We start from the raw sequence: 18755 nt of genomic DNA, 5'->3' as shown, positions 1-18755 counted from the left end.
TGAGGCAAGATACACTGACCAGCGAACGGCGGTGTGCCGAGAAAACGAAGGGACGGCCTCTCAGCGGGTCAGCCGTCGCCGTACAGTTCGGCGACGCGTTCGGCCAGCGAGGCGGGGCTCGTCCGGCCGGTCACGACGTCGAGGCGGTCGCCGTCGTCGAAGAAGACGACCGCCGGCGCGGCGTTGACCTCGTGGGTTCGGCAGAAGTCCGGACACTGCTCGCCGTCGAGGCCGCCGACGGCGGCGCCGTCGGGGAGCGCTGCAAGGATCTCATCGAGTTCGGCTTTCATCTCCTCGCAGGGGTCGCAGCCGCGTTTCCACACCGTCACGACCGCGCGGTCGTGGTCGGCGAGGAAGTCGGCGTAGCTGTCGTCGTCGAGTTCGGTCACCCCGTCGGGGACCGGCGAGTCGGGGCCGACCTCGACGACGATCCCGGCCATCTCCGCGAGTTCGCCGGTGTCGTAACCCTCGAGGCGCGCGTACAGCGCCATGTACGTCGCGAACTCCTCGCGGCTGACGTCGAGGCGGTCGATCCGGTCGGCGGCGGCCTCCGTCGAGGGGAGGTCGAACGCGTCGGCGACCGACCGGTGGAACTCCTCCTCGTCGACGTCGAGGTACGTGTCGTAGTAGACGTGGCGGTCCCGCTCGAAGTCGTCGGTGGTCCACACCTCGTCGGTCGCCTCGTCGTGGTCGAGGACGCCCTCGTCGACGAGGGCGTCGACGTGTGCGTCGATCCGTCGTTCGTCCGTAGTTCGTGACATGGATGGATTTAGACGCCGAGGTATCGCTCGCGCGTCTCGTCGTCGGCTCGCAGTTCCTCGGCCGATCCCTCGAAGACGACGCTCCCCTGGTCGACGACGTAACACCGGTCGGCGATCTTCATCGCCGCGACGGCGTTCTGTTCGACCAGCAGGACCGTCGTCCCCTGCTCGCGGATCCGCGCGACGGCGTCTTCCACCGTCTGGATGATCTGCGGCGCGAGCCCCTCGTAGGGCTCGTCGAGCATCAGCAGGTCGGTGCTCTGTTTGAGCGCGCGGGCGATTGCGAGCATCTGCTGTTCGCCGCCCGAGAGCGTCCCGGCGAGCTGGTTCTGCCGCTCGGCGAGCCGGGGGAAGTCCTCGAGGATCTGCTCGATCGACTGGCCCTCGTGTTCGAACTCCAGGTCGCGGCCCCAGGTGTTCGAGCGGTTTTGCACCACGTCCGCGAGGTGGAGGTTCTCCTCGACGGTGAGGTTCCCGAACACCCGGCGCTCCTCGGGCACGTGCGAGATGCCGAGCACCGAGATGTCCTCGGTGTCCATGTCCGTGATGTCGCGGTCCTTGTAGGTGATCCGGCCCGCCCTGACCTCCGGTGGGCGCGCGCCGGCGATGCTGCGCAGCGTCGTCGTCTTGCCGGCGCCGTTGCGGCCGAGCAGGGCGCATATCTCGCCCTCCTCGACGCGCATCGACACGTCGCGGAGGATGTGGCTCTGGTCGTAGTAGCTGTCGACGCCGTCGAGTTCGAGCAGGCTCACAGCTCGACACCTCCCAGGTAGGCTTCCTGGACGCTCGGGTCGCCCTGAACCATACTCGGGGTTCCCTCGGCGATGATGCTACCGCGGTTGAGGACGGCGATGCGGTCGGAGACGCTGAAGACGATCTCCATGTCGTGTTCGACCAGCAGGATGGTCAGGTTCATCTCCTCCTGCAGGTCCTCGATGAGGTCGACGGTCGCCTGGGTCTCCTCCGGCGACATGCCGGCGGTCGGTTCGTCCATCAGGAGCAGCGCCGGTTCGCTCGCCAGCGCGATCCCGATCTCCAGGCGGCGCTTGTCGCCGTAGGGCAGGTCGGCCGCCCGCGCGTCCTTCTGGTCGAGCAGGCCGACGGCTTCGAGCGTGTCGAGCGTCCGCCGTTCGACCTCCGGGTAGCTGTTCCGGTGTTTCAGGAAGTTGAACCGGAACGACCCGTGCTCGGCGCCGAGCGAGGCGATGTTGGCGTTCTCCTCGACGGTGAGTTCCGGGAAGATCGAGGCGGTCTGGAACGACTTCCCGATGCCCCGCTGGACCACCTCGTGGGGTTCGAGGTCGGTGATCGACTCGCCCTCGAAGCGGATGTCGCCCTCGGTCTCCTCCAGCATCCGGGTGATCAGGTTGATCAGCGTCGACTTGCCGGCGCCGTTGGGACCGATGAGCGAGAGGAGTTCGCCCTCCTCGATGGTCAGGTTCACGTGGTCGGTGGCGACGAGGCCGCCGAACTCCTTGACGAGGTCGTCGGTCTCCAGCAGCGCGCTCATCGCCGCTCACCTCCGAACGCGTCGCTGATCAGCCCGCGGAGCACCTCGACGGCGCCCCAGATGCCGCGGGGCATCAGGACGATCACGGCGATGAACACCAGCCCGAGGATCAGGTGCCAGAAGTCGCCGACGACGGGCATCCCGCTGACGACGTTCGCGACGTACATGTAGAGCCCGGCGCCGAATATCGGGCCGAACAGCGACCCGACGCCGCCGAGGACCGTCATGATGACGATCTCGCCGCTGACCTGCCAGTTGAGGGTGTTCTCGATGGGGACGAACGAGCGCTGGATCACGTACAGGCTGCCGGCGACGCCGGCGAAGGCGCCGGAGATGACGAACGCCATCAGCTTGTAGCGCCAGACGTTCAGGCCGACGAACTCGGCTCGCTGTTCGTTCTCCCGGATCGCCCGGAGGACGACGCCGTACGGCGAGTTGAGGATGCGGTTCCCGACGACGATCGCCAGGACGGTCGCGACCCCGACGAGGACGTATAGCCACGTCTTGACCAGCACGTCCGGGACGACGGCGACCTCGGCCCCGAGGGGGAGAAAGCCGAGCAGCGGGTCGACCTGGACCTCGTTGAACCCGTTCTCGCCCCCGGTCAGCCAGCCGAGCGGCGACTGGGCGATGTAGTAGATCATCTGGCCGAACGCGAGCGTCAGGATGGCGAAGTAGATGCCGCCCCGGCGCAGGGAGATCCAGCCGATCACCCAAGCGAGGACGACGGCGGCGGTGGTCCCGACGAAGATCATCGCGAGCGGGCTCCCCGTCACGTTCGCGCTGAAGATGCCCGCAGTGTAGGCCGCGGTGCCCCAGAACATCGCGTGGCCGAACGACAGCAGCCCGGTGAACCCGAGCAGCAGGTCGTACCCGATCGCGAAGATGCCCCAGATCAGGGTGAGGATGACGAGGTTGCGCCACCCGACGTACATGTCCGGGACGCCGAGCTGGTCGGGGACGAAGACGAGGACGAACGGGGCGAGAAAGACCCCGAGGAACGCGAGGACCGCGACGGTCAGTTCGTTCTCGCGGACGGCGAGCCACCGGTCGTACAGCGAGGGCGAGCGGTCGACCTCGCCGGCCTCTGCCTGGCCGACCTCGTCGCTCATGTGCTCACCTCCTCGGAGCCGAGCAGCCCCTGCGGCCGCGTGAGCAGGACGATCACGGCGAGGACGTAAATCCCCACCTGCGACCAGGGAGAGAGGTTCAGCTGGAACCCGCCGATCGGGATGGTCCCGGCGGAGATCAGCGCCACCTGCACCATCCCGATGAGCGTCCCGCCGAGGACGGCGCCGCGGATGGACCCGACGCCGCCGATGACGACCGTCAGGAACGCCGGCACCAGGATCGTCATCCCGATGTCGGGGTTGACGTTCTGGAGCGGCCCGCCGACGACGCCGGCGAGGCCGGCGAGCGCGGCGCCGATGCCGAACATCACGAGGTACGGGCGCGTGATGCGGATGCCGAGCAGCCGCACCATCTCCGGGTCGCGCGTGCCGGCCTTGACGACGAGACCGAAGTCGGTGTACTCGACGACGGCGTAGACGGCGATCACGAGCGCCGCGGTGATCGCGATGACCCAGACCCGCCAGACGTTGATCGTCACCGCCGAGAGCGGGACGGCGACCGGCCCGGATAGCGGCAGGAGTCCGAACGCCTCGCTCGGGATCTCGTAGCTGTACGTCCGGGGGCCAATCAGCGCGTGGATCAGCTCCTGGACGACGATGGCGAGCCCGAACGTGACGAGGATCTGGTCGGTGTCCGGGCGGTCGTAGAACGGCCTCGCGACGAACCGCTCCATGGCGAGGCCGACTACGAAGACGAACAGCGGGACGACCACGAGCGCGGCGAAAAAGCCCCACTCGAGCCCGAGCGTGGGGAAGCCCCACTCGGCGAGCTTCCCGTTCGATATCGTGATCTGCTGGGTGACCAGCAGCCCGACGTACGCGCCGACGACGTACAGCGCGCCGTGGGCGAAGTTGACGAACTTGAGCGTCCCGAGGATGATCGACAGCCCGATCGCCAGCAGGACGTAGATGGCCCCGGTCTGGAGGCCGTTGACCAGCAGGACGATCAGGTCGCCGACGATGCTCACGCCGGGCTCACCCCGGTTGCCGCCCCCCGGCCGCCGTGGCGGTCCGCCGATCGGTTGTGAATGTCACTCATGCTGTTGTGAGAGTCCGTAAATCATGTATATAACTGTGGGACCTAGTCGGGAGCCCGCGGTCACTCGTCGCCGTACTCGCCGAGTTCACACTTGGCGGCCGGCCCCTCGTCGCAGGCGTAGCCGACGTCCTCTCGCGACGTGAGGTCGACGATCTCGAAGTAGTTCCCGTCCTCCTGTTCGGACTCGGGGAGGCCCTTCACGACCGGGATGGCCCGCTGGGCCTGGTGGTCGCACTTGCGCATCTTCTCCTGACCCATTCCGATGTTGTCGTACTCGTAGCCCTCCAGTTCGCGGATGACCTCCGGCGGGTAGAACGTCCCGGCGCGCTCGACGGCCGCGGCGTACTGGAGCGTCCCGGCGTAGGCGAGCTGCGCCGGGCCGGACGGGACCCGCCCGTCGTACTCCTCGCCGAAGACCTTGGTGAACGTGTTCGAGGGGCCGTTGTCCATCTGTGAGTCCCAGGCGATGGTCCCGTAGATGCCCTCGATGGCGCTGCTCGCGCTCTCGGCCATCGGTCGGTTGTAGAGGGGCATGATTATCTGCATGTCCTCGTCGATACCCGCCTCGACGGCCTGACTGAGCGAGTTCGCGCCGTCGAGGCCGTAGTGGTTGAGGAACAGGGCGTCGGCCCCCGAGCTCTGGGCCTCCGAGAGGTACGACGAGAAGTCGCTCGTGTCGAGTGGGGTCGCCACGCTGTCGACCTCGGACCAGCCGGCTTCGCCGAAGAACTTCCGCATCGACTCCTCGACGGTCTTCCCCCAGGAGTAGTCCGCGTACAGCTGGTAGAACGACAGGTCGTCGCCGTACTCCTCGGTGACGACTGGGACCAGCGCCTGGCCGGTCATGTACGCGTTGAACATCTCCCGGAAGCTGTACCGGGCGCAGTCTTTCCCCGTGGTGTCGTTGGAGTGGGTCAGACAGCAGGTGAACATCACCTTCTCGCGCTGGGCGACGCCCTGCTGGGCGATGGCGACCGCGCTCGAAGAGCCACCGGCGAACATGATGACGTCGTCGCGCTGGATCATCCGCGACGCCGACTGCTCGGCCGTCGAGGCGTCCGTCGCCGTGTCGCCCTCCACGAAGTCTACCTCGTAGCCGAGGACGCCGTCGCCCGAGAGGTCGTCCCAGTTGTCGACCCACCCGCCCCCGTTGTTGAGGTGTTTGACGGCGAGCTTGTACGCTCGCAGTTCGTCTTCGCCCTCCGAGGAGTAGGGGCCGGACTTCGGGACGTTGAACCCGAACATCGCCGTGTCCCCCTCGATGGGGTAGTTCCCGAGCGAGGGGTAGTCGGTCCCACCGCCACCGCCGCCGCCGTCACCGCCACCGTCACCGCCGTCACCGCCGCCACCTCCGCCGCCGCCACCGTCGCCGCTCTCTTCCGTACACCCCGCGAGTCCTACCAGGCCGACGGCGCCCGCTGCGCCCGAGTGTTTTAGTAGTTGACGCCGCGACACCGTGTTGTCATCCCGTGACATACAGTCACAGGAGATAGATACCATCATAATAGTTGTGGATAATTATAAAAAGTGATACCCAGACGGCGTGCGGATCGCCGCTCCTCGGCCCGCTCCAGGTGCCGCCGAAACCGCCGGCGTCAGGCCGGCGCCGCGTCGACCCGTCCGTGAAAAACGGCCGACACGTTTATCACGGCCCCGCCGGAGCCTCCGATCAGGCGCGGCCGAGCGCCCGTCAAGCCCTCCAGACCATGCCAGCGATCGAAATTTCGAACCTCACGAAACGGTTTCGCGACGTGACGGCGCTCGACGACATGTCGTTCTCGGTGCCCGAAGGCGAGATATTCGGCTTCCTCGGTCCGAACGGCGCGGGGAAGTCGACCACGATAAACATCCTGCTCGGGTTCACCCAGCCGACCGCCGGGTCGGCCCGCGTGTTCGGCAGCGACGTCCGGACCGAGAGCAAACAGGTCCGCCAGCGGACGGGCGCGCTGCTCGAAGGCTACGGCGTCTACGAGCGGATCACCGCCCGCGAGCACGTCGAACGGGCGATCCGCGCGAAGGACGCCGACGACGACCCGATGGCGATCCTCGAACGGGTCGGCATCCCGGAGGCCGCCGACCGCAAGGCGGGCGGCTTCTCGAAGGGGATGCGCCAGCGCATGGCCATCGGCATGGCGCTGGTCGGCAACCCCGACCTGCTCGTGCTCGACGAGCCCTCGACGGGCCTGGACCCCAACGGCACCCGCGAACTGCGCGAGGTGATCCGCGAGGAGAACCGGCGCGGCGCGACCGTCTTCTTCTCCTCGCACCTCATCGACCAGGTCGAGGCCGTCTGCGACCGGGTCGGCATCCTCAAGAACGGTGAGATGGTCACCGAGGGGAGCGTCACGGACCTCCGGGCGCAACTCGACGCCGCGACGGTCACCGTCACCGTCGAGCGCGCCGCCCCCTCCTCGCTGCTGGCCGATCTACGGGGGATCGACGGCGTCGAGGGAGTCGAGGCGACCGACAACCAGGTTCTCGTCCGCGCACGCGGGGGCGACGCCAAGCTCCGGGCCCTCAACGCGATCGAGCGAGCGGGCGTCGGCTTCGCCGACTTCACGACGGAGGACCCGTCACTGGAGGAGATCTTCGAGGTGGCGACGCTCGGGACGCGGAGCGGCCGCGAGCGCGACGGTCACGCCGAGGCGGCCCCGGAGGGCGAGGCGTGACCTGGAAGACGGTAATGGACGACGACCTGCTGGGCGTGCGGCGGTCGCGCCTCGGGCAGGGCGTCGCCGCGACGACGTTCGTGTTCACCGCGGGGATCGCGATCCTGGTCGCGCTCGCCCACTACTCGAACCCCGGGAGCGAGGCGCCGACGTTCGACTCGATCATGCTCCTGATCGGGGGCATCCTCTCGGTCATCCTCCCCTTCATCGCGATGCTCGGGAGCTACGGCGCGATAATCCAGGAGCGCGAGACGGGGTCGGTCCGCTTCCTGCTCGGGTTTCCCAACTCGCGCCTGGAGGCCTACGTCGGCAAGTACCTCAGTCGGTCGGTGCTGTTCGCCGCCTCGATGGCGCTCGGGCTCGTCGTGGTCGCGGGGGTCGGCTTCGGCGTCCTGCGCCAGCCCGACGTCGTGAGCTTCCTCGCGTTCGTCGTCGCGACGCTCGCGTTCGGCATCGTCTTCGTCGGTATCGGTCTCGCGGCGTCGGCGGTACTGGACTCCGAGACGCAGGCGACCACCGGTATCATCAGCGCCTACGTCCTCTTCCGGGGGGTCTGGCCCGTCATGCAGTGGGGCGGCCTGTGGCTGACGCGGCCGGACGGCGAACTCGGCGCCCGGCCGTACCCCGAGTGGTACTTCTACCTCGGCCGCTTCAACCCCATGAACGCGTACGTCAAGCTAGTGAACGTCATCTTCAACGACGACAGCTTCCTCCCACTGCTGCTGACGAACGCGCAGGGTCCGGAGGCCGGCTTCTTCGCCGTCTCCGAGTGGTACGCGATCGGCTCGCTGCTCGTCTGGCTCGTCGTCGTCCCGGTCCTCGGCTATCTCGTCTTCAAAAACAAGGACGTCCTGTAACGGCCCGGGTCAGTCGGCCGTCCCGATCTGCTCCCGGTAGGTGCCGTAGCGCGCCTCGAACAGGGCCATGATCTCGCCCATCGTCGCGTAGGCCTTGACCGCGTCGACGACGTAGGGCATCACGTTCTCGTCGGCGTCGATGGCCTCCTCCAGCGCGGCGAGCGCCGCTTCGACGGCCTCGTCGTCGCGCTCGGCTTTCACCTCGTCCAGCCGCGACAGCTGGGTCTCCTGGACTTCCTCGTCGACCCTGAGGAGGTCCGGTTCGGTGTCTTCCTCGACGGTGTAGGCGTTGACGCCGACGACCACCTCGTCGCCGTCCTCGACGCGCTGCTGGTACTCGTAGGCCGCGTCCTGGATCTCCCGGTGGAAGTAGCCCTCGTCGATGCCAGTCAGGACGCCCTCGGTCATCGAGCCGTCGCCCATCTCCCGGATGGTCTCGATGTACGCCATCGCCTCGGCCTCGACCTCGTCGGTGAGCGCCTCGACGGCGAAACTGCCGCCCAGCGGGTCGACGATGTCCGCTGCGCCCGACTCCTCGGCGATGATCTGCTGGGTCCGCAGCGCGACCCGTACCGCTTCCTCGCTCGGGAGCGCGAGCGCCTCGTCGAAGCTGTTGGTGTGGAGGCTCTGGGTGCCACCGAGCACGCCCGCGAGGGCCTGGATGGTCACCCGGACGACGTTGTTCAGCGGCTGCTGGGCGGTCAGCGACTGGCCGGCGGTCTGGGTGTGGAACTTCATCGCCCGGGCCTCGTCGCCGGCGTCGTACCACTCGTCCATGAGCCGCGCCCAGACGCGCCGCCCGGCCCGGAACTTCGCGACCTCCTCGAAGATGGAGTTGTGGGAGTTGAAGAAAAAGGAGAGCTGCGGCCCGAACTCGTCGACGTCGAGGCCGCGCTCCTCGCAGGCCTCGACGTAGGCCAGCCCGTCGGCGAGGGTGAACGCGAGTTCCTGGACGGCGGTCGAGCCGGCCTCGCGGATGTGGTACCCCGAGATGGAGATGGGCTTGAACTTGGGCGTCTGGTCGACGGCGAACTCGACGGTGTCGACGACGAGGTCCAGCGACGGCCGGGGCGGGACGACCCACTCCTTCTGCGCGATGAACTCCTTCAGCATGTCGTTCTGGAGGGTGCCCCGTATCTCCTCGCGGGGGACGCCCTGCTGGTCGGCGATGGCGACGTACATCGCGTATATCACCGGCGCACTCGGGTTGATGGTGAACGAGGTGGAGACCTCGCTCACGTCGATGCCGTCGAAGATGATCTCCATGTCTCGCAGGGTGTCGACCGCCACGCCCTCGCGGCCCACCTCGCCGTCGCTCATCGGGTCGTCGGAGTCAAGCCCCATCAGCGACGGCATGTCAAAGGCCGTCGAGAGGCCGGTCTGGCCCTCGTCGATGAGGTAGTGGAACCGCTCGTTGGTCTCCCGCGGCGTCCCGAAGCCCGCGAACTGCCGCATCGTCCACGTGCGCCCGCGGTACATCGTCGGGTACACCCCCCGAGTGTACGGCGGCTCGCCGGGAAATCCCAGGTCCTCCTCGTAGTCGACGTCGGCCACGTCCTCCGGGGTGTAGAGCCGGTCGACCTCGTGGTTCGAGACCGTCGCGAAGCGGTCGTTACGCTCGCCGTACCCGTCGAGGACGGGGCCGAGCGTTTCGGAATCCCACTCCTCGCGGGACTCGCGTATCGCGGCGAGGTCCTCGTCGTCGAACATGCACGCAAATATTGCCGGAGCGCGCATAAGGGTTCGGGCGAGGGCGATCGGCCTGGTCGGTTCGATCTGTGGCACCACACGAGACCGAGTATCCCGGGAGTCGAGAGTCTGACGTGGCTGTCTGTGTCTCAGTAAGCGGCGGCGTTCGCGAGAGACGCCGTCAGGACTCGCGCCACTTGTGGCCGCACTCGACGCAGGTGAACAGCCGAACCTCGTAGGAGCCGCCCGGCTTCGGCATCATCTCGTAGTAGGCCTGGTCGCTGTCGCAGTCGTCCGCCGGACAGGGCTCCTGCATCGTCTCGCCGGAGTCCTGGGTCGCGTCGGCCACGGCGGGTGCCCCGTCGTCCCGCTGTCCGTCCTGGGTCGTCATCGCCGCTTCCGCTCGCGAGTCCCGCGGCGCCCCGTTCTCACAGGAGCGACACACCCACTCGTCGCCCTCCGTGTGCATCATCGAACCGCACTCGTCACAGAATCGCATCGTGAGTCGGAATACACGACCGTCGGATATATGCGTTGACTTCAAATCCGTCGTAGATTTCGGGCGACTGTTCGTGCTGCATACGGCCCTCTACTGAACAGACGGGATCTCCCGGAGAACGGAGGGCCGCGGAGCGTCGCTACTTCAGCCCCTCGGTGGCGAGGTGGTACTCGAAGACGGTCTCCATGCCGTCGACGAGGGCCGCCAGGTCGACGCTGTCGGCCGTCGCGTGGCGCGCGCGGACGTCCTCGTAGATGCGCTGCCAGCGCCGACGGAAGCGGCCTTCCATGCCGCTCGCGCGGATCGCTTCGACGACCGCGTCGGCGTCGTCGGTCGCCGCGACCTCGGTGGGGGAGACGACGCCCTCCTCGATGGCGGCGACGACGATACCCGCGGAGTAGTCGCCCTCGCCGACCTCGCGTTCCCAGGTCGTGAGCCAGTTGCCGATGCGGGCCAACTCCTGGAGGTCCCAGAGGGTGTTCCGGAGCGCACCCAGGTCCGCCGGATCGAACGCCGGGGAGTACATCAGGTCGACGTCCGCGTAGGGGAACATTACCATGTTGTGCGAGTCGTACTGGGTCGCGCCGGTCAGGTTCGCCATGGCGGGGTTGTCGCTGAGCAGCGCGCTGTACTCCATCGCGTCGGCTGTCTGGCTGAAGTCGTAGGCGAAGATGTCCGCGAACTCTTCGCGGCGGGGCGCGTCGGCGAGTCCGTCGGCGAACTCCGTCCAGAGGCGCTCGACGAACGCGAACGTCTCGGCGTCGACGGCGGCCCGCTCGGGGTCGGCGTCGACGACGTCACAGGACAGACGACACGCCTCCCGGAAGGTCCGGCGGTCGCCGCGGTGTTCGATCAGGTCGTCGAGCACCGTGACGTACATCGTGAGGATCGTCTTCTGCTCGCGGACGTGCGCGGCGTGCTCCTCGGCGACCGACGAGAGCGTGAAGGAGGGGAACAGCGAGTAGATCCACCGCCAGAGAAACCGGTCGCGCTCCTCGAAGTGGTCGTCGTACGCGTCGGCCAACCGCTCCACGCGCTCGGGCAGCGTCACCTGCCGGATCCGCCGGAGGTGATCGACTGGTTCGGGCTCCGACTGGACGCTCTGGGTCGACATCCTCACTGGCCCCCCTTGGCGCGCTCGTCGTCGGTAGCGCCCCTGTAGCGGCGTCGCCCCCCACGATCGAACGGACGCGGCGAGGAATCGTTCGGGGCGGACAGCGTCGGTACGGTCGCTGGCTCGCTGGCCGTGGAACGCCCGTGCAAATCGGTCCGGGTCCGGGCGGTAGTCTGTATCATATCCGGGTAAGACAGAGATACGCTCAAAGGAGTTCCTGCGGGTCTATCGACCGGCGCGTGCGATTCCGTGCCGGTTACTCACGGATGGGTGTTCACCGGACGCCGGACGTCCGACCGGATTCGAAGCAGATGCGTCCGCGTCTCCGCGGGAGGCAACCCCTCGTAGCCTGTGATTACCGGCCGTGCGGTCACCGAACGGGCTACCCGCGGCAGCGACCGTCAGTAGTGGCCCATCAGCCCCTGCTGGCGAGCGCGCGTCCCCATCCACTGGAACGCCCCGTACCCGAGTCCGAAGTAGACGACCGCGGTGCCGACGAGCAGGGCGACCTCGCTCGGCGGCAACTCCCAGAGGTGTCGGCCCCGCTGCATGGACACCGCGAGCAGGTAGCTCCCCTGGGAGATGGGGAGCAGGCGGACCCAGAACACGTCCAATGAGGGCGAGGCGATCAGCCCGAGGAAGACGAACTGCAGGACGTTGAAGACGTTCTCGACGCGCTTGTACAAAAGCGCCAGTCCGCCGAAGAAAAATCCCATCCCGATCGCGGGCGCGATGGCCAGGACGGTGACGATCACGATGGTCTCGACGGGGAAGTGGAGCGACTCGCCCGTCAGCGCGAGCATGAACGCGAGGGTGGCGGCGCCCCACCCGAAGCTCTCGACGACGCGGACCGCGATGTGCCCGAGCATCACCCGGCCGTAGCCGAAGGGGGACATGTACAGCTGTTCGAGGGTGCCCCACTGGGACTCGCGGGTGACGCTCCACGCCAGGCCCGAGAAGGCGGTCAGCGCCATGCTCCAGAGGAAGTAGCCGACGATGATGCCGCCGAGGCTGTCGGTGAGCGCCCGACTGGAGAGCGCCCGGCCCCCGAAGAAGACCATGCCGAAAATCAGGAACGTCACCGCGAGGCTCGACAGCGTGTTCAGCGGGTAGCGGTACATCAGCAGCGCCCGCTTCTTGGCGAGCGCCCACAGCAGCGTCCCGTAGCCCCCGGTGGCGCGCTCCCACTCTCGACCGCCTGTCGCGCCGCGCTCCGAGGGTGCCGCCTCGGCGCTCACTGCCGGTCACCTCCGTTCGCCCGATCTGCGGGGGTAGCCCCGTCGCCGTTGGTCAGTTCGAGGAAGACGTCTTCGAGGTCGGGATCGATCGACTCGACCTCGTGGACCGTGAGATCCGCGTCCCGCAGGTCGTCCATGAGGTCGTAGAACCGCTCCGGGTCGCCCAGCGCCACGTCGAACGCCGTCCGCTCGCCGCGGGACTCGAAGGTATCGACGTCGTACGCGTCGCGGAGTCGCTCGCGCGTCTCGTCGTCGACCGCGGTCTCGCTCCCGTCGGCGTCGGTACCGACGACCAGGCGGTACGCGGAGGTGCGGAACACGTCGATCAGGTCGGCGACGGCGTCGTCCGCGATGACTTCGCCGCCGTTCATGATGACGACGCGGTCGCAGACGTCCTGGACCACGTCCATGTCGTGGCTGGAGAGGACGATGGTCATGTCCTCCTGATCGGCCAGCCGACGGATCTCCCGCCGGAGTTCGACCGAGGACTCGACGTCGAGGCCGAGCGTCGGTTCGTCGAGGAACGCGACCTCCACGTCGCGGGCGAGCGCGCAGGCCAGCGACACCTTCTGCTTCTGGCCCCGCGAGAGGTCGTTGACCGGCTCGTCGGCCTTCTCGGCGAGCGAGAGCTGTTCGAGGAGGGCGTCGTGGCGCTCGCGGAGCGCGCCGGGGGACTCGCCGCCGACCGCCGCGAAGAACTCCAGGTTCTCGCGGACGGTGAGTTTCCAGTAGACGTTGCGAGCCCCCTCCAGCATCGCACCGACGCGGGCGTAGGCCGCCCGCGGGTCGTCGTACACGTCGACGCCCGCGACGCGCACGTCCCCCTCGTCGGCGATCACCAGTCCGAGGACCGACTTGATGAGCGTCGTCTTGCCGGCGCCGTTCGGACCGAGCACGCCCACCACCGTCCCGGGCCGGACGTCGAGACTCACATCGTCGACCGCCCGGACCGTCTCCTCGCCATCGCCGAAGGTCTTTGTCAGGTCCCGCACCGAGAGGGCCGCCTCGTCGCCGCTCGCCGCTGGTTTAGCCCGCTCGCCGACCGTCGCCACCTCGTCGGGGACCTGTTCGGGTGCCGTGGTCATCGTGGGACATCGTTGCCGGTGTCAACCCATAACGATTTCCTGCACGGCCGTTCAGTTTGGGGACTGACACGACACAACAGTTTTTCCGGCGGCTGGGCAACGGATCGCATGGTCGAACGCGGTGAATCCCGTGGGGTGGGCAATGGCGACGGTAGTAGCGGTGACAGCGGCCCAGACGACGATCGGGGCGGGCGGACGGCGACCGGTCGCGCCGATCCGACGGCGGTGTTCGAGCTGCTCGCCGACGAGACGCGGTTGGCGATCGTTCGCGAACTCGCCGCGGAGCGCCAGTCGAACTGGCAGTGGGCGGGCGCGACGTTCGCCGAGTTGCGCCGCGCCGTGGGCGTCGAAGACGCCGGCAACTTCAGCTACCACCTCGAGAAGCTCTGCGGGCCGCTGGTCGTCAAGGACGGCGACGAGTATCACCTGCGCAATCGCGGCGTGCAACTTGTCGGTGCGGTCGAGTCGGGGCGGTACACCGGTCCGGGAGACCCGTTTCGCGAGGAGGTCGCGTACGACTGTCCGCACTCCCGCTGTGACCGCTCGCTCGTCGGCGTCTACGACGACCAGTACTTCCGGATCCGCTGCCCGGACCACGACGTCTTCAACGGGACCGCGCTCCCGCCCGTCGCGGCCGACCATCACACCACGGCGGAACTGGTTGAGATAACGATGCTCGACCTGCGCCAGCAGGTCCAGCGAGCCAAGGCGGGCGTCTGTCCGAACTGCTGGGGACCGATCGAGGGGCGACTGCCCGCGACGGACACGTCGCTGTCGTCGCAGATAGACGCCGACATCCCCGAAGACGCTCTGCTCGCCGCGTTCGACTGCCAGCAGTGCGGGATCTCGTTCGACCTCCCGCCGGGCGCGTGCGTCGTCGAACACACCGCCGTCATGGCGTTCTACCAGCACCACGACGAGCCGATCCGGGGCCGCCCCTACGTCGACCTGCCGTTCTGTCACCTCGGTCGTGGCGTCCTCGAGTCCGACGACCCCGTCCGCGTTCGCGTCGACGTCGAACTCGACGGCGACGTGCTCCGGCTGTGGCTCGACGGGGAGACGAACGTCGTCGAGTACGAGCGCGAGTGACGGAGTCGCCGTCCTCAGTCCCGCAGCCGGTGGGTCTTCTGGACCAGCGGGTGGTGGGCGTAGTCGACGACGTCGATGTCGTCGATCGAACTGAGGTTCTCCTTCTCGGCCGTCTTGGCCATCCCGAGGTCGACGGGCTGGGAGAGGACGATGACGTAGGCGTCCATCGACTCGATGTCGAGGCGTGCGGCGGCCTTGACGCGGTGGTGGCCGTCGGCGAGCAACAGGTCGCCGTCGTTGTCGATGACGACGAGCGGTTCCGCCAGACGACGTTCGAGTTCGTAGCGCCGCCCCTCCAGTTCGTCGGCGTAGACCTTCGCCTGCGTCGGCGTCAGGTCCGCGAGCGGCACCTCGCGGCGCTCCTGAGAGACGGCGACGCCGTGGATGTTCTCGAGTGTCTGCATCAGGTTGTCGACCTTTCCGGGCGTCGCGCGTTCGATCTGCGAGCGGATCACGTCGGCGTTGCTGATGATGCCCACGAGGTTGCCGGCGTCGTCGACGACGGGGAGCTTCTGGATGCCCGAGCGCAGGATGACGCGCGCGGCGTCGTCGATGTTCATGTCGGGGTGGGCGACCAGCAGGTCGTCGCTCATCACCTTGAAGATTGGCTCGGCGTCGGGTTCCTGGAGCAGGTCGCGAGCGCTGACGAACCCCTCGACGTGGCGCCCGTCGCACACCGGGAAGCCGCTGTGCTCGGTGCTTCCGGCAATCTTTGCGGCGACGTCGCCGACCGTGTCGTCGGGCGAGACGGTGTCGACCTCGCGGGTCATGTAGTCTTTCACTGACAGCGCGCCCTCCTCGACCATTAGCGGTCAGAGTCGGCGCGCCGCCAAAAACACACCGCCTGAAGCCGACGACCGCCGGGAGGTCGGCGACCGGTCACCGGTCGGGCTCGTCGTCGGACTCTCCGTCGATGTCGCGGTCGTCCCCGAATGGGTCGCCGTCGGGCGTCTCCCCATCATCGGTTCTAAGCCCGCTGGCGGCGATGTCCTCCAGGGACCGCGGCCCTCCGGCGAGCCCGGAGCCGTGGTAGTCATCGGCGTGGAGCCCGGCCATGACGCGGTGGGACCGCGATCCCATCGCGTCGAGGAAGCGATCGGAGACGATGGCGCGGACGACCTCGTTGAGCGACTCGTCGTCGGCGTCGATGGCGTCCAGCAGACCCAGCGAGATCTGCGCTCCGGCCATGTCCGCGTGGCCGCCGGCGCTCCCGATCTGGCCGAACGCGTCCCGGAGCGTCTCGCCCAGGTCGAGGTCCGTGCCGCGGGCGCGCGCCGAGACGTAGATGGTCCCGTCGCTGATGCCGTAGACGAGCGTCGTCGTCACGTCCTCCAGGTCGAGCAGCCGGTCCGCGGCCTGGGCGAGCGCGTCGCGGTCCGTCAGCTCACCGACGCAGCTCAACAGCCCCGACCCGTGGCGCTCGCGGTTGCGGATCGCCCGCGCGATGGTGTCCAGCGTCTCCGCGCTCATGCTCGGCGACTCTATCCGGTCGAGGGTCCCCGCGTCGGCGTGCGGGGCGAGAAAGGCCGACGCTTCGAAGTCCTGCGGATTGACCTCGCGGGTGTACTCGTCGGTGTCGACGCGGATCCCGAACAGCAGGCCCGTCGCGACCTCCCGCGTGGGCGTGATGCCGAGCGTCCGGAAGTAATCGACCAGGAGCGTGCTGGTCGCGCCCACCTCGCTCCGGAGGTCGACGAACCGCGCCTCGACCGGGTACCGCGGCGGGTGGTGGTCGATGACGACGTCGACCGGCGTGTCGTCGGGGAGCCCGTCGTTGACCCCCGGCCGGGAGTGGTCGACCAGCGCCACGCCGTCGTAGTCCGACAGGTCCGCGTCCGGTTCGAGGTTGACGAGGTCGAACTCCAGGACGTTCACGAACGCCCGGTTCTCCTGGTGGGTGATGTCCCCGAAGTAGCAGATGTTGGACTGACAGCCCGCCGCGTCTGCGATCCGGGCGAGCGCGACCGCGCTCCCGATGGCGTCCGGGTCCGGGTTGTCGTGGGTGACGATCGCCAGCCGGCCGTCGACGTCGCGCAGGACGCTCATCAGCTTCCGCGTCCGCAGGCCGTCGTCGCCGACTTTCTCCAGCAACCGCTCGGCTGTCACCGCCCGCGGGTCGACGACTTCGTCGGCCACGACCTCGATGGCCGCTACCTCGTCGTCGGTGGGCCGCTCGCCGACGTAGGCGAGGACGAACGCGCCCGGGAACACCTGCCGGACGGCCCGCGCCGCAGCCACGTTGGTCCCCGGGTCCGTCGTCGCGACGGCGACGGTGTCGGGCCGATCGCGCTCACGTAGTGTCGCCTCTTCCGTGGGGTCGCCGACCTCCGCCGCGACTCCCTCCTCTCTGAGCGTCCGGACCGCGTTCTCGTCGGCGGAGACGACCGAGAGGCGCCCCTCCCGGCCGCTGAGTTCACCGACGAGTGCGCCCGCGAGCGACCCGGTCCCCAGAACGAGGCGGGACGTCATACCCTGTGGTCAGGGAACGGCAGGTAAAAAACCATCACACTCGTTTCGCCCTGCGAATCGACCGGTTCGCGGCCCCTGTCCGCGCCGGTCCGTCACTTCAGTCGTTCCTGGAGGAAGGAAGGGTGAGCGGCGCTGATGCCCGCGACGTCTTTTATCCGGGACTCGATGACGTCGCCGACCGCGTCCCCGTCGGGCGCCCGGACTTCGGCCATCAACATGTGGTCGCCGCTAGAGGTGTAGAGAGACTCGATCTCCTCGATACCCTTGAGTTCGCGGATCGCTTCGACGTAGCGTTCGCTCTCGACGTCCATCCCGACGAGGGCGATCGACTGCCCCGGGAGTTTCTTCGGGTCGACGTCGGCGGAGTAGCCGACGATGACCTCCTCGTCTTCGAGGCGCTGGATGTACTTGCGGACCGTCGGCTTCGATACCTCGACCCGGTCCGCTATCTCGGCGTAGGAGGCCTGGGCGTCCTCCTCCAGGACGGAGAGGATTCGTTCCTCCGTCGATTCGGCGCTCATACACCTTAATTTACCTCGCGACGAAAAATATCTTCCGAAACCACAAACGCCGTTCCGGCGGGTCGATCCGGGTCGGCAGCGTCGCCCGCCGCGGACGGCGGATCGGCGCGAGACGGACAGCGCCGTCTATCGCCGGTCGGTAGGGTTTACGTGTGTTTCTCGATGAGCTGCTCGGCGCAGCGCTCCCACTCGGCGTCCTCGTCGAAGTAGCGCTCGGCCAGCGGCTCCTCGGGCATCTCGCCCGTCGCGCGCTTCTCCTCGCCGTAGGACGGGCGGTCGGGCGCCTTGTAGAAGCGACCGGTCAGCACCTCGCCCTCGTAGAGCTTGGACTCGACCTCGTACATCATCTTGCCGGCCTCCTCCCGGTTCGTGACGTCGAAGTCGTACTCGTCGGACTCCTGCACGTCGGTGTAGGGGACGTACTGGCGGGCGTCCTTGTTCCACGTCGGGCACTGCGTGAGGAAGTCGACGTGGGCGAAGCCGTCGTGCTCGACGGCTTCGGCGATGATGTCGGCCGCCTGGTTCGGGTTGACCGCCGCCGTGCGGGCGATGTAGGAGGCCCCCGAGGCCAGCGACAGCGACAGCGGGCGAACCGGCTGTTTCGCGCTCCCGCTGGGCTGGGTCTTGGACTTGTGGCCCTTCGGGCTCGTCGGCGAGGTCTGGCCCTTGGTGAGGCCGAAGATCTCGTTGTTGAAGACGATGGACACCAGGTCGTGGTTCTCACGAGCCGAGTGCATGAAGTGGTTCCCGCCGATGCCGTAGTTGTCGCCGTCGCCGCCGGCGGCGATGACCTCGACGCCCGGGTTGGCGAGCTTGGCCGCGCGTGCGACCGGGAGCTCGCGCCCGTGGATGGTGTGGAACCCGTAGCTCTCGAAGTAGCTGTTCAGCTTGCCCGAACAGCCGATGCCCGTACAGACCAGCACCTCGTCGGGGTTCTTCCCGAGGCGGGTCATGGCCTTCTTCAGGGCGTTGTTCACCGCGAAGTCGCCACAGCCCGGACACCACGTCGGCTGGGGCTCGATCCCGGGTGTGAACTCGTCCTCCTCAGCCTCTCGCTGTTCGCCGATGGCGCTGAATGCACTCAT

18 protein-coding genes are annotated in these 18755 nt (G+C 67.9%); 3 read left to right on the top strand and 15 right to left on the bottom strand.

Annotation, left to right across the window (positions count from 1 at the left end):
• Positions 1 to 68 precede the first annotated feature (68 nt).
• The 6 genes from PSC72_RS03595 to PSC72_RS03570 all read right to left on the bottom strand — a co-directional run bounded on the left by PSC72_RS03595 (position 69) and on the right by PSC72_RS03570 (position 5916).
• Positions 69 to 761 carry a thioredoxin family protein gene (locus PSC72_RS03595; RefSeq protein WP_274324522.1) on the bottom strand — a complete coding sequence of 231 codons (693 nt, stop codon included), beginning with the start codon at positions 759 to 761 and terminating at the stop codon, positions 69 to 71.
• Between the two features lie 8 nt (positions 762 to 769).
• Complete coding sequence (locus PSC72_RS03590) at positions 770 to 1513, bottom strand: ABC transporter ATP-binding protein (RefSeq protein ID WP_274324521.1); 744 nt, start codon at positions 1511 to 1513, stop codon at positions 770 to 772.
• Positions 1510 to 2271 (bottom strand): ABC transporter ATP-binding protein, encoded by a 762-nt coding sequence (locus PSC72_RS03585; RefSeq protein ID WP_274324520.1) that lies wholly within the window; start codon positions 2269 to 2271, stop codon positions 1510 to 1512. Before PSC72_RS03585 ends, PSC72_RS03590 begins: the two co-directional genes overlap by 4 nt.
• Entirely contained in the window at positions 2268 to 3383 is a 1116-nt protein-coding gene (locus PSC72_RS03580) for a branched-chain amino acid ABC transporter permease (protein ID WP_274324519.1), read from the bottom strand. The genes PSC72_RS03585 and PSC72_RS03580 overlap by 4 nt, the downstream gene beginning before the upstream one ends.
• A complete protein-coding gene (locus tag PSC72_RS03575) occupies positions 3380 to 4369 on the bottom strand; it encodes a branched-chain amino acid ABC transporter permease (protein ID WP_274324518.1) in 990 nt (329 codons plus the stop codon). Before PSC72_RS03575 ends, PSC72_RS03580 begins: the two co-directional genes overlap by 4 nt.
• Positions 4370 to 4500: 131 nt before the next feature.
• Positions 4501 to 5916, bottom strand: a complete 1416-nt coding sequence (locus PSC72_RS03570; RefSeq protein WP_274324517.1) for an ABC transporter substrate-binding protein — start codon at positions 5914 to 5916, stop codon at positions 4501 to 4503.
• A 230-nt stretch (positions 5917 to 6146) separates the two neighbouring features.
• Here PSC72_RS03570 and PSC72_RS03565 point away from each other — a divergent pair, with 230 nt between their 5' ends.
• Together PSC72_RS03565 and PSC72_RS03560 are read left to right on the top strand one after the other, a co-directional pair.
• On the top strand, positions 6147 to 7109 hold the full coding sequence (locus PSC72_RS03565) for an ABC transporter ATP-binding protein (protein ID WP_274324516.1): 963 nt from the start codon (positions 6147 to 6149) through the stop codon (positions 7107 to 7109).
• On the top strand, positions 7106 to 7966 hold the full coding sequence (locus tag PSC72_RS03560) for an ABC transporter permease subunit (RefSeq protein ID WP_274324515.1): 861 nt from the start codon (positions 7106 to 7108) through the stop codon (positions 7964 to 7966). The genes PSC72_RS03565 and PSC72_RS03560 overlap by 4 nt, the downstream gene beginning before the upstream one ends.
• 9 nt (positions 7967 to 7975) lie before the next feature.
• On the opposite strand, the gene PSC72_RS03555 is transcribed toward PSC72_RS03560, so the two are convergent.
• From PSC72_RS03555 to PSC72_RS03535, 5 genes are all read right to left on the bottom strand, one after another.
• A complete protein-coding gene (locus PSC72_RS03555) occupies positions 7976 to 9676 on the bottom strand; it encodes an acyl-CoA mutase large subunit family protein (protein WP_274324514.1) in 1701 nt (566 codons plus the stop codon).
• A 160-nt stretch (positions 9677 to 9836) separates the two neighbouring features.
• Positions 9837 to 10154 (bottom strand): RPA12/RPB9/RPC11 RNA polymerase family protein, encoded by a 318-nt coding sequence (locus tag PSC72_RS03550; RefSeq protein WP_274324513.1) that lies wholly within the window; start codon positions 10152 to 10154, stop codon positions 9837 to 9839.
• Between the two features lie 139 nt (positions 10155 to 10293).
• Positions 10294 to 11268 carry a hypothetical protein gene (locus PSC72_RS03545; RefSeq protein ID WP_274324512.1) on the bottom strand — a complete coding sequence of 325 codons (975 nt, stop codon included), beginning with the start codon at positions 11266 to 11268 and terminating at the stop codon, positions 10294 to 10296.
• Between the two features lie 401 nt (positions 11269 to 11669).
• Entirely contained in the window at positions 11670 to 12506 is an 837-nt protein-coding gene (locus tag PSC72_RS03540; protein WP_274324511.1) for an ABC transporter permease, read from the bottom strand.
• Positions 12503 to 13591, bottom strand: a complete 1089-nt coding sequence (locus tag PSC72_RS03535) for an ABC transporter ATP-binding protein (protein WP_274324510.1) — start codon at positions 13589 to 13591, stop codon at positions 12503 to 12505. The genes PSC72_RS03540 and PSC72_RS03535 overlap by 4 nt, the downstream gene beginning before the upstream one ends.
• Positions 13592 to 13699: 108 nt before the next feature.
• On the opposite strand from PSC72_RS03535, the gene PSC72_RS03530 reads away from it, so the two are divergent.
• Positions 13700 to 14680 (top strand): winged helix-turn-helix domain-containing protein, encoded by a 981-nt coding sequence (locus PSC72_RS03530; RefSeq protein WP_274324509.1) that lies wholly within the window; start codon positions 13700 to 13702, stop codon positions 14678 to 14680.
• Positions 14681 to 14694: 14 nt separating this feature from the next.
• Here the strand turns inward: PSC72_RS03530 and PSC72_RS03525 are convergent, their stop codons facing one another.
• The 4 genes from PSC72_RS03525 to PSC72_RS03510 form a co-directional block, all read right to left on the bottom strand.
• Positions 14695 to 15486 (bottom strand): CBS domain-containing protein, encoded by a 792-nt coding sequence (locus PSC72_RS03525; RefSeq protein WP_274324508.1) that lies wholly within the window; start codon positions 15484 to 15486, stop codon positions 14695 to 14697.
• A gap of 73 nt (positions 15487 to 15559) precedes the next feature.
• Entirely contained in the window at positions 15560 to 17149 is a 1590-nt protein-coding gene (locus tag PSC72_RS03520) for a DHH family phosphoesterase (RefSeq protein WP_274324507.1), read from the bottom strand.
• A gap of 92 nt (positions 17150 to 17241) precedes the next feature.
• Entirely contained in the window at positions 17242 to 17670 is a 429-nt protein-coding gene (lrpA1, locus tag PSC72_RS03515; RefSeq protein WP_274324506.1) for an HTH-type transcriptional regulator LrpA1, read from the bottom strand.
• 146 nt (positions 17671 to 17816) lie between these two features.
• Positions 17817 to 18755: a thiamine pyrophosphate-dependent enzyme gene (locus PSC72_RS03510; RefSeq protein ID WP_274324505.1), complete on the bottom strand. Its 939-nt coding sequence runs from the start codon at positions 18753 to 18755 to the stop codon at positions 17817 to 17819.

It is taken from the genome of Halosimplex aquaticum, from assembly GCF_028747785.1.
GTDB lineage: Archaea > Halobacteriota > Halobacteria > Halobacteriales > Haloarculaceae > Halosimplex > Halosimplex aquaticum.
This window is presented reverse-complemented; position numbering and strand designations above follow the sequence as displayed.

Excerpts from the sequence above, each read along its gene's own strand:
- PSC72_RS03585 (WP_274324520.1), bottom strand. The coding sequence starts at position 2,271 with ATGAGCGCGCTGCTGGAGACCGACGACCTCGTCAAGGAGTTCGGCGGC.
- PSC72_RS03570 (WP_274324517.1), bottom strand. The coding sequence starts at position 5,916 with ATGTCACGGGATGACAACACGGTGTCGCGGCGTCAACTACTAAAACAC.
- PSC72_RS03525 (WP_274324508.1), bottom strand. The coding sequence starts at position 15,486 with ATGGTCGAGGAGGGCGCGCTGTCAGTGAAAGACTACATGACCCGCGAG.
- PSC72_RS03510 (WP_274324505.1), bottom strand. The coding sequence starts at position 18,755 with ATGAGTGCATTCAGCGCCATCGGCGAACAGCGAGAGGCTGAGGAGGAC.
- PSC72_RS03555 (WP_274324514.1), bottom strand. The coding sequence starts at position 9,676 with ATGTTCGACGACGAGGACCTCGCCGCGATACGCGAGTCCCGCGAGGAG.
- PSC72_RS03530 (WP_274324509.1), top strand. The coding sequence starts at position 13,700 with ATGGTCGAACGCGGTGAATCCCGTGGGGTGGGCAATGGCGACGGTAGT.
- PSC72_RS03550 (WP_274324513.1), bottom strand. The coding sequence starts at position 10,154 with ATGCGATTCTGTGACGAGTGCGGTTCGATGATGCACACGGAGGGCGAC.
- PSC72_RS03565 (WP_274324516.1), top strand. The coding sequence starts at position 6,147 with ATGCCAGCGATCGAAATTTCGAACCTCACGAAACGGTTTCGCGACGTG.
- PSC72_RS03535 (WP_274324510.1), bottom strand. The coding sequence starts at position 13,591 with ATGACCACGGCACCCGAACAGGTCCCCGACGAGGTGGCGACGGTCGGC.
- PSC72_RS03580 (WP_274324519.1), bottom strand. The coding sequence starts at position 3,383 with ATGAGCGACGAGGTCGGCCAGGCAGAGGCCGGCGAGGTCGACCGCTCG.
- PSC72_RS03595 (WP_274324522.1), bottom strand. The coding sequence starts at position 761 with ATGTCACGAACTACGGACGAACGACGGATCGACGCACACGTCGACGCC.
- lrpA1 (WP_274324506.1), bottom strand. The coding sequence starts at position 17,670 with ATGAGCGCCGAATCGACGGAGGAACGAATCCTCTCCGTCCTGGAGGAG.
- PSC72_RS03520 (WP_274324507.1), bottom strand. The coding sequence starts at position 17,149 with ATGACGTCCCGCCTCGTTCTGGGGACCGGGTCGCTCGCGGGCGCACTC.
- PSC72_RS03545 (WP_274324512.1), bottom strand. The coding sequence starts at position 11,268 with ATGTCGACCCAGAGCGTCCAGTCGGAGCCCGAACCAGTCGATCACCTC.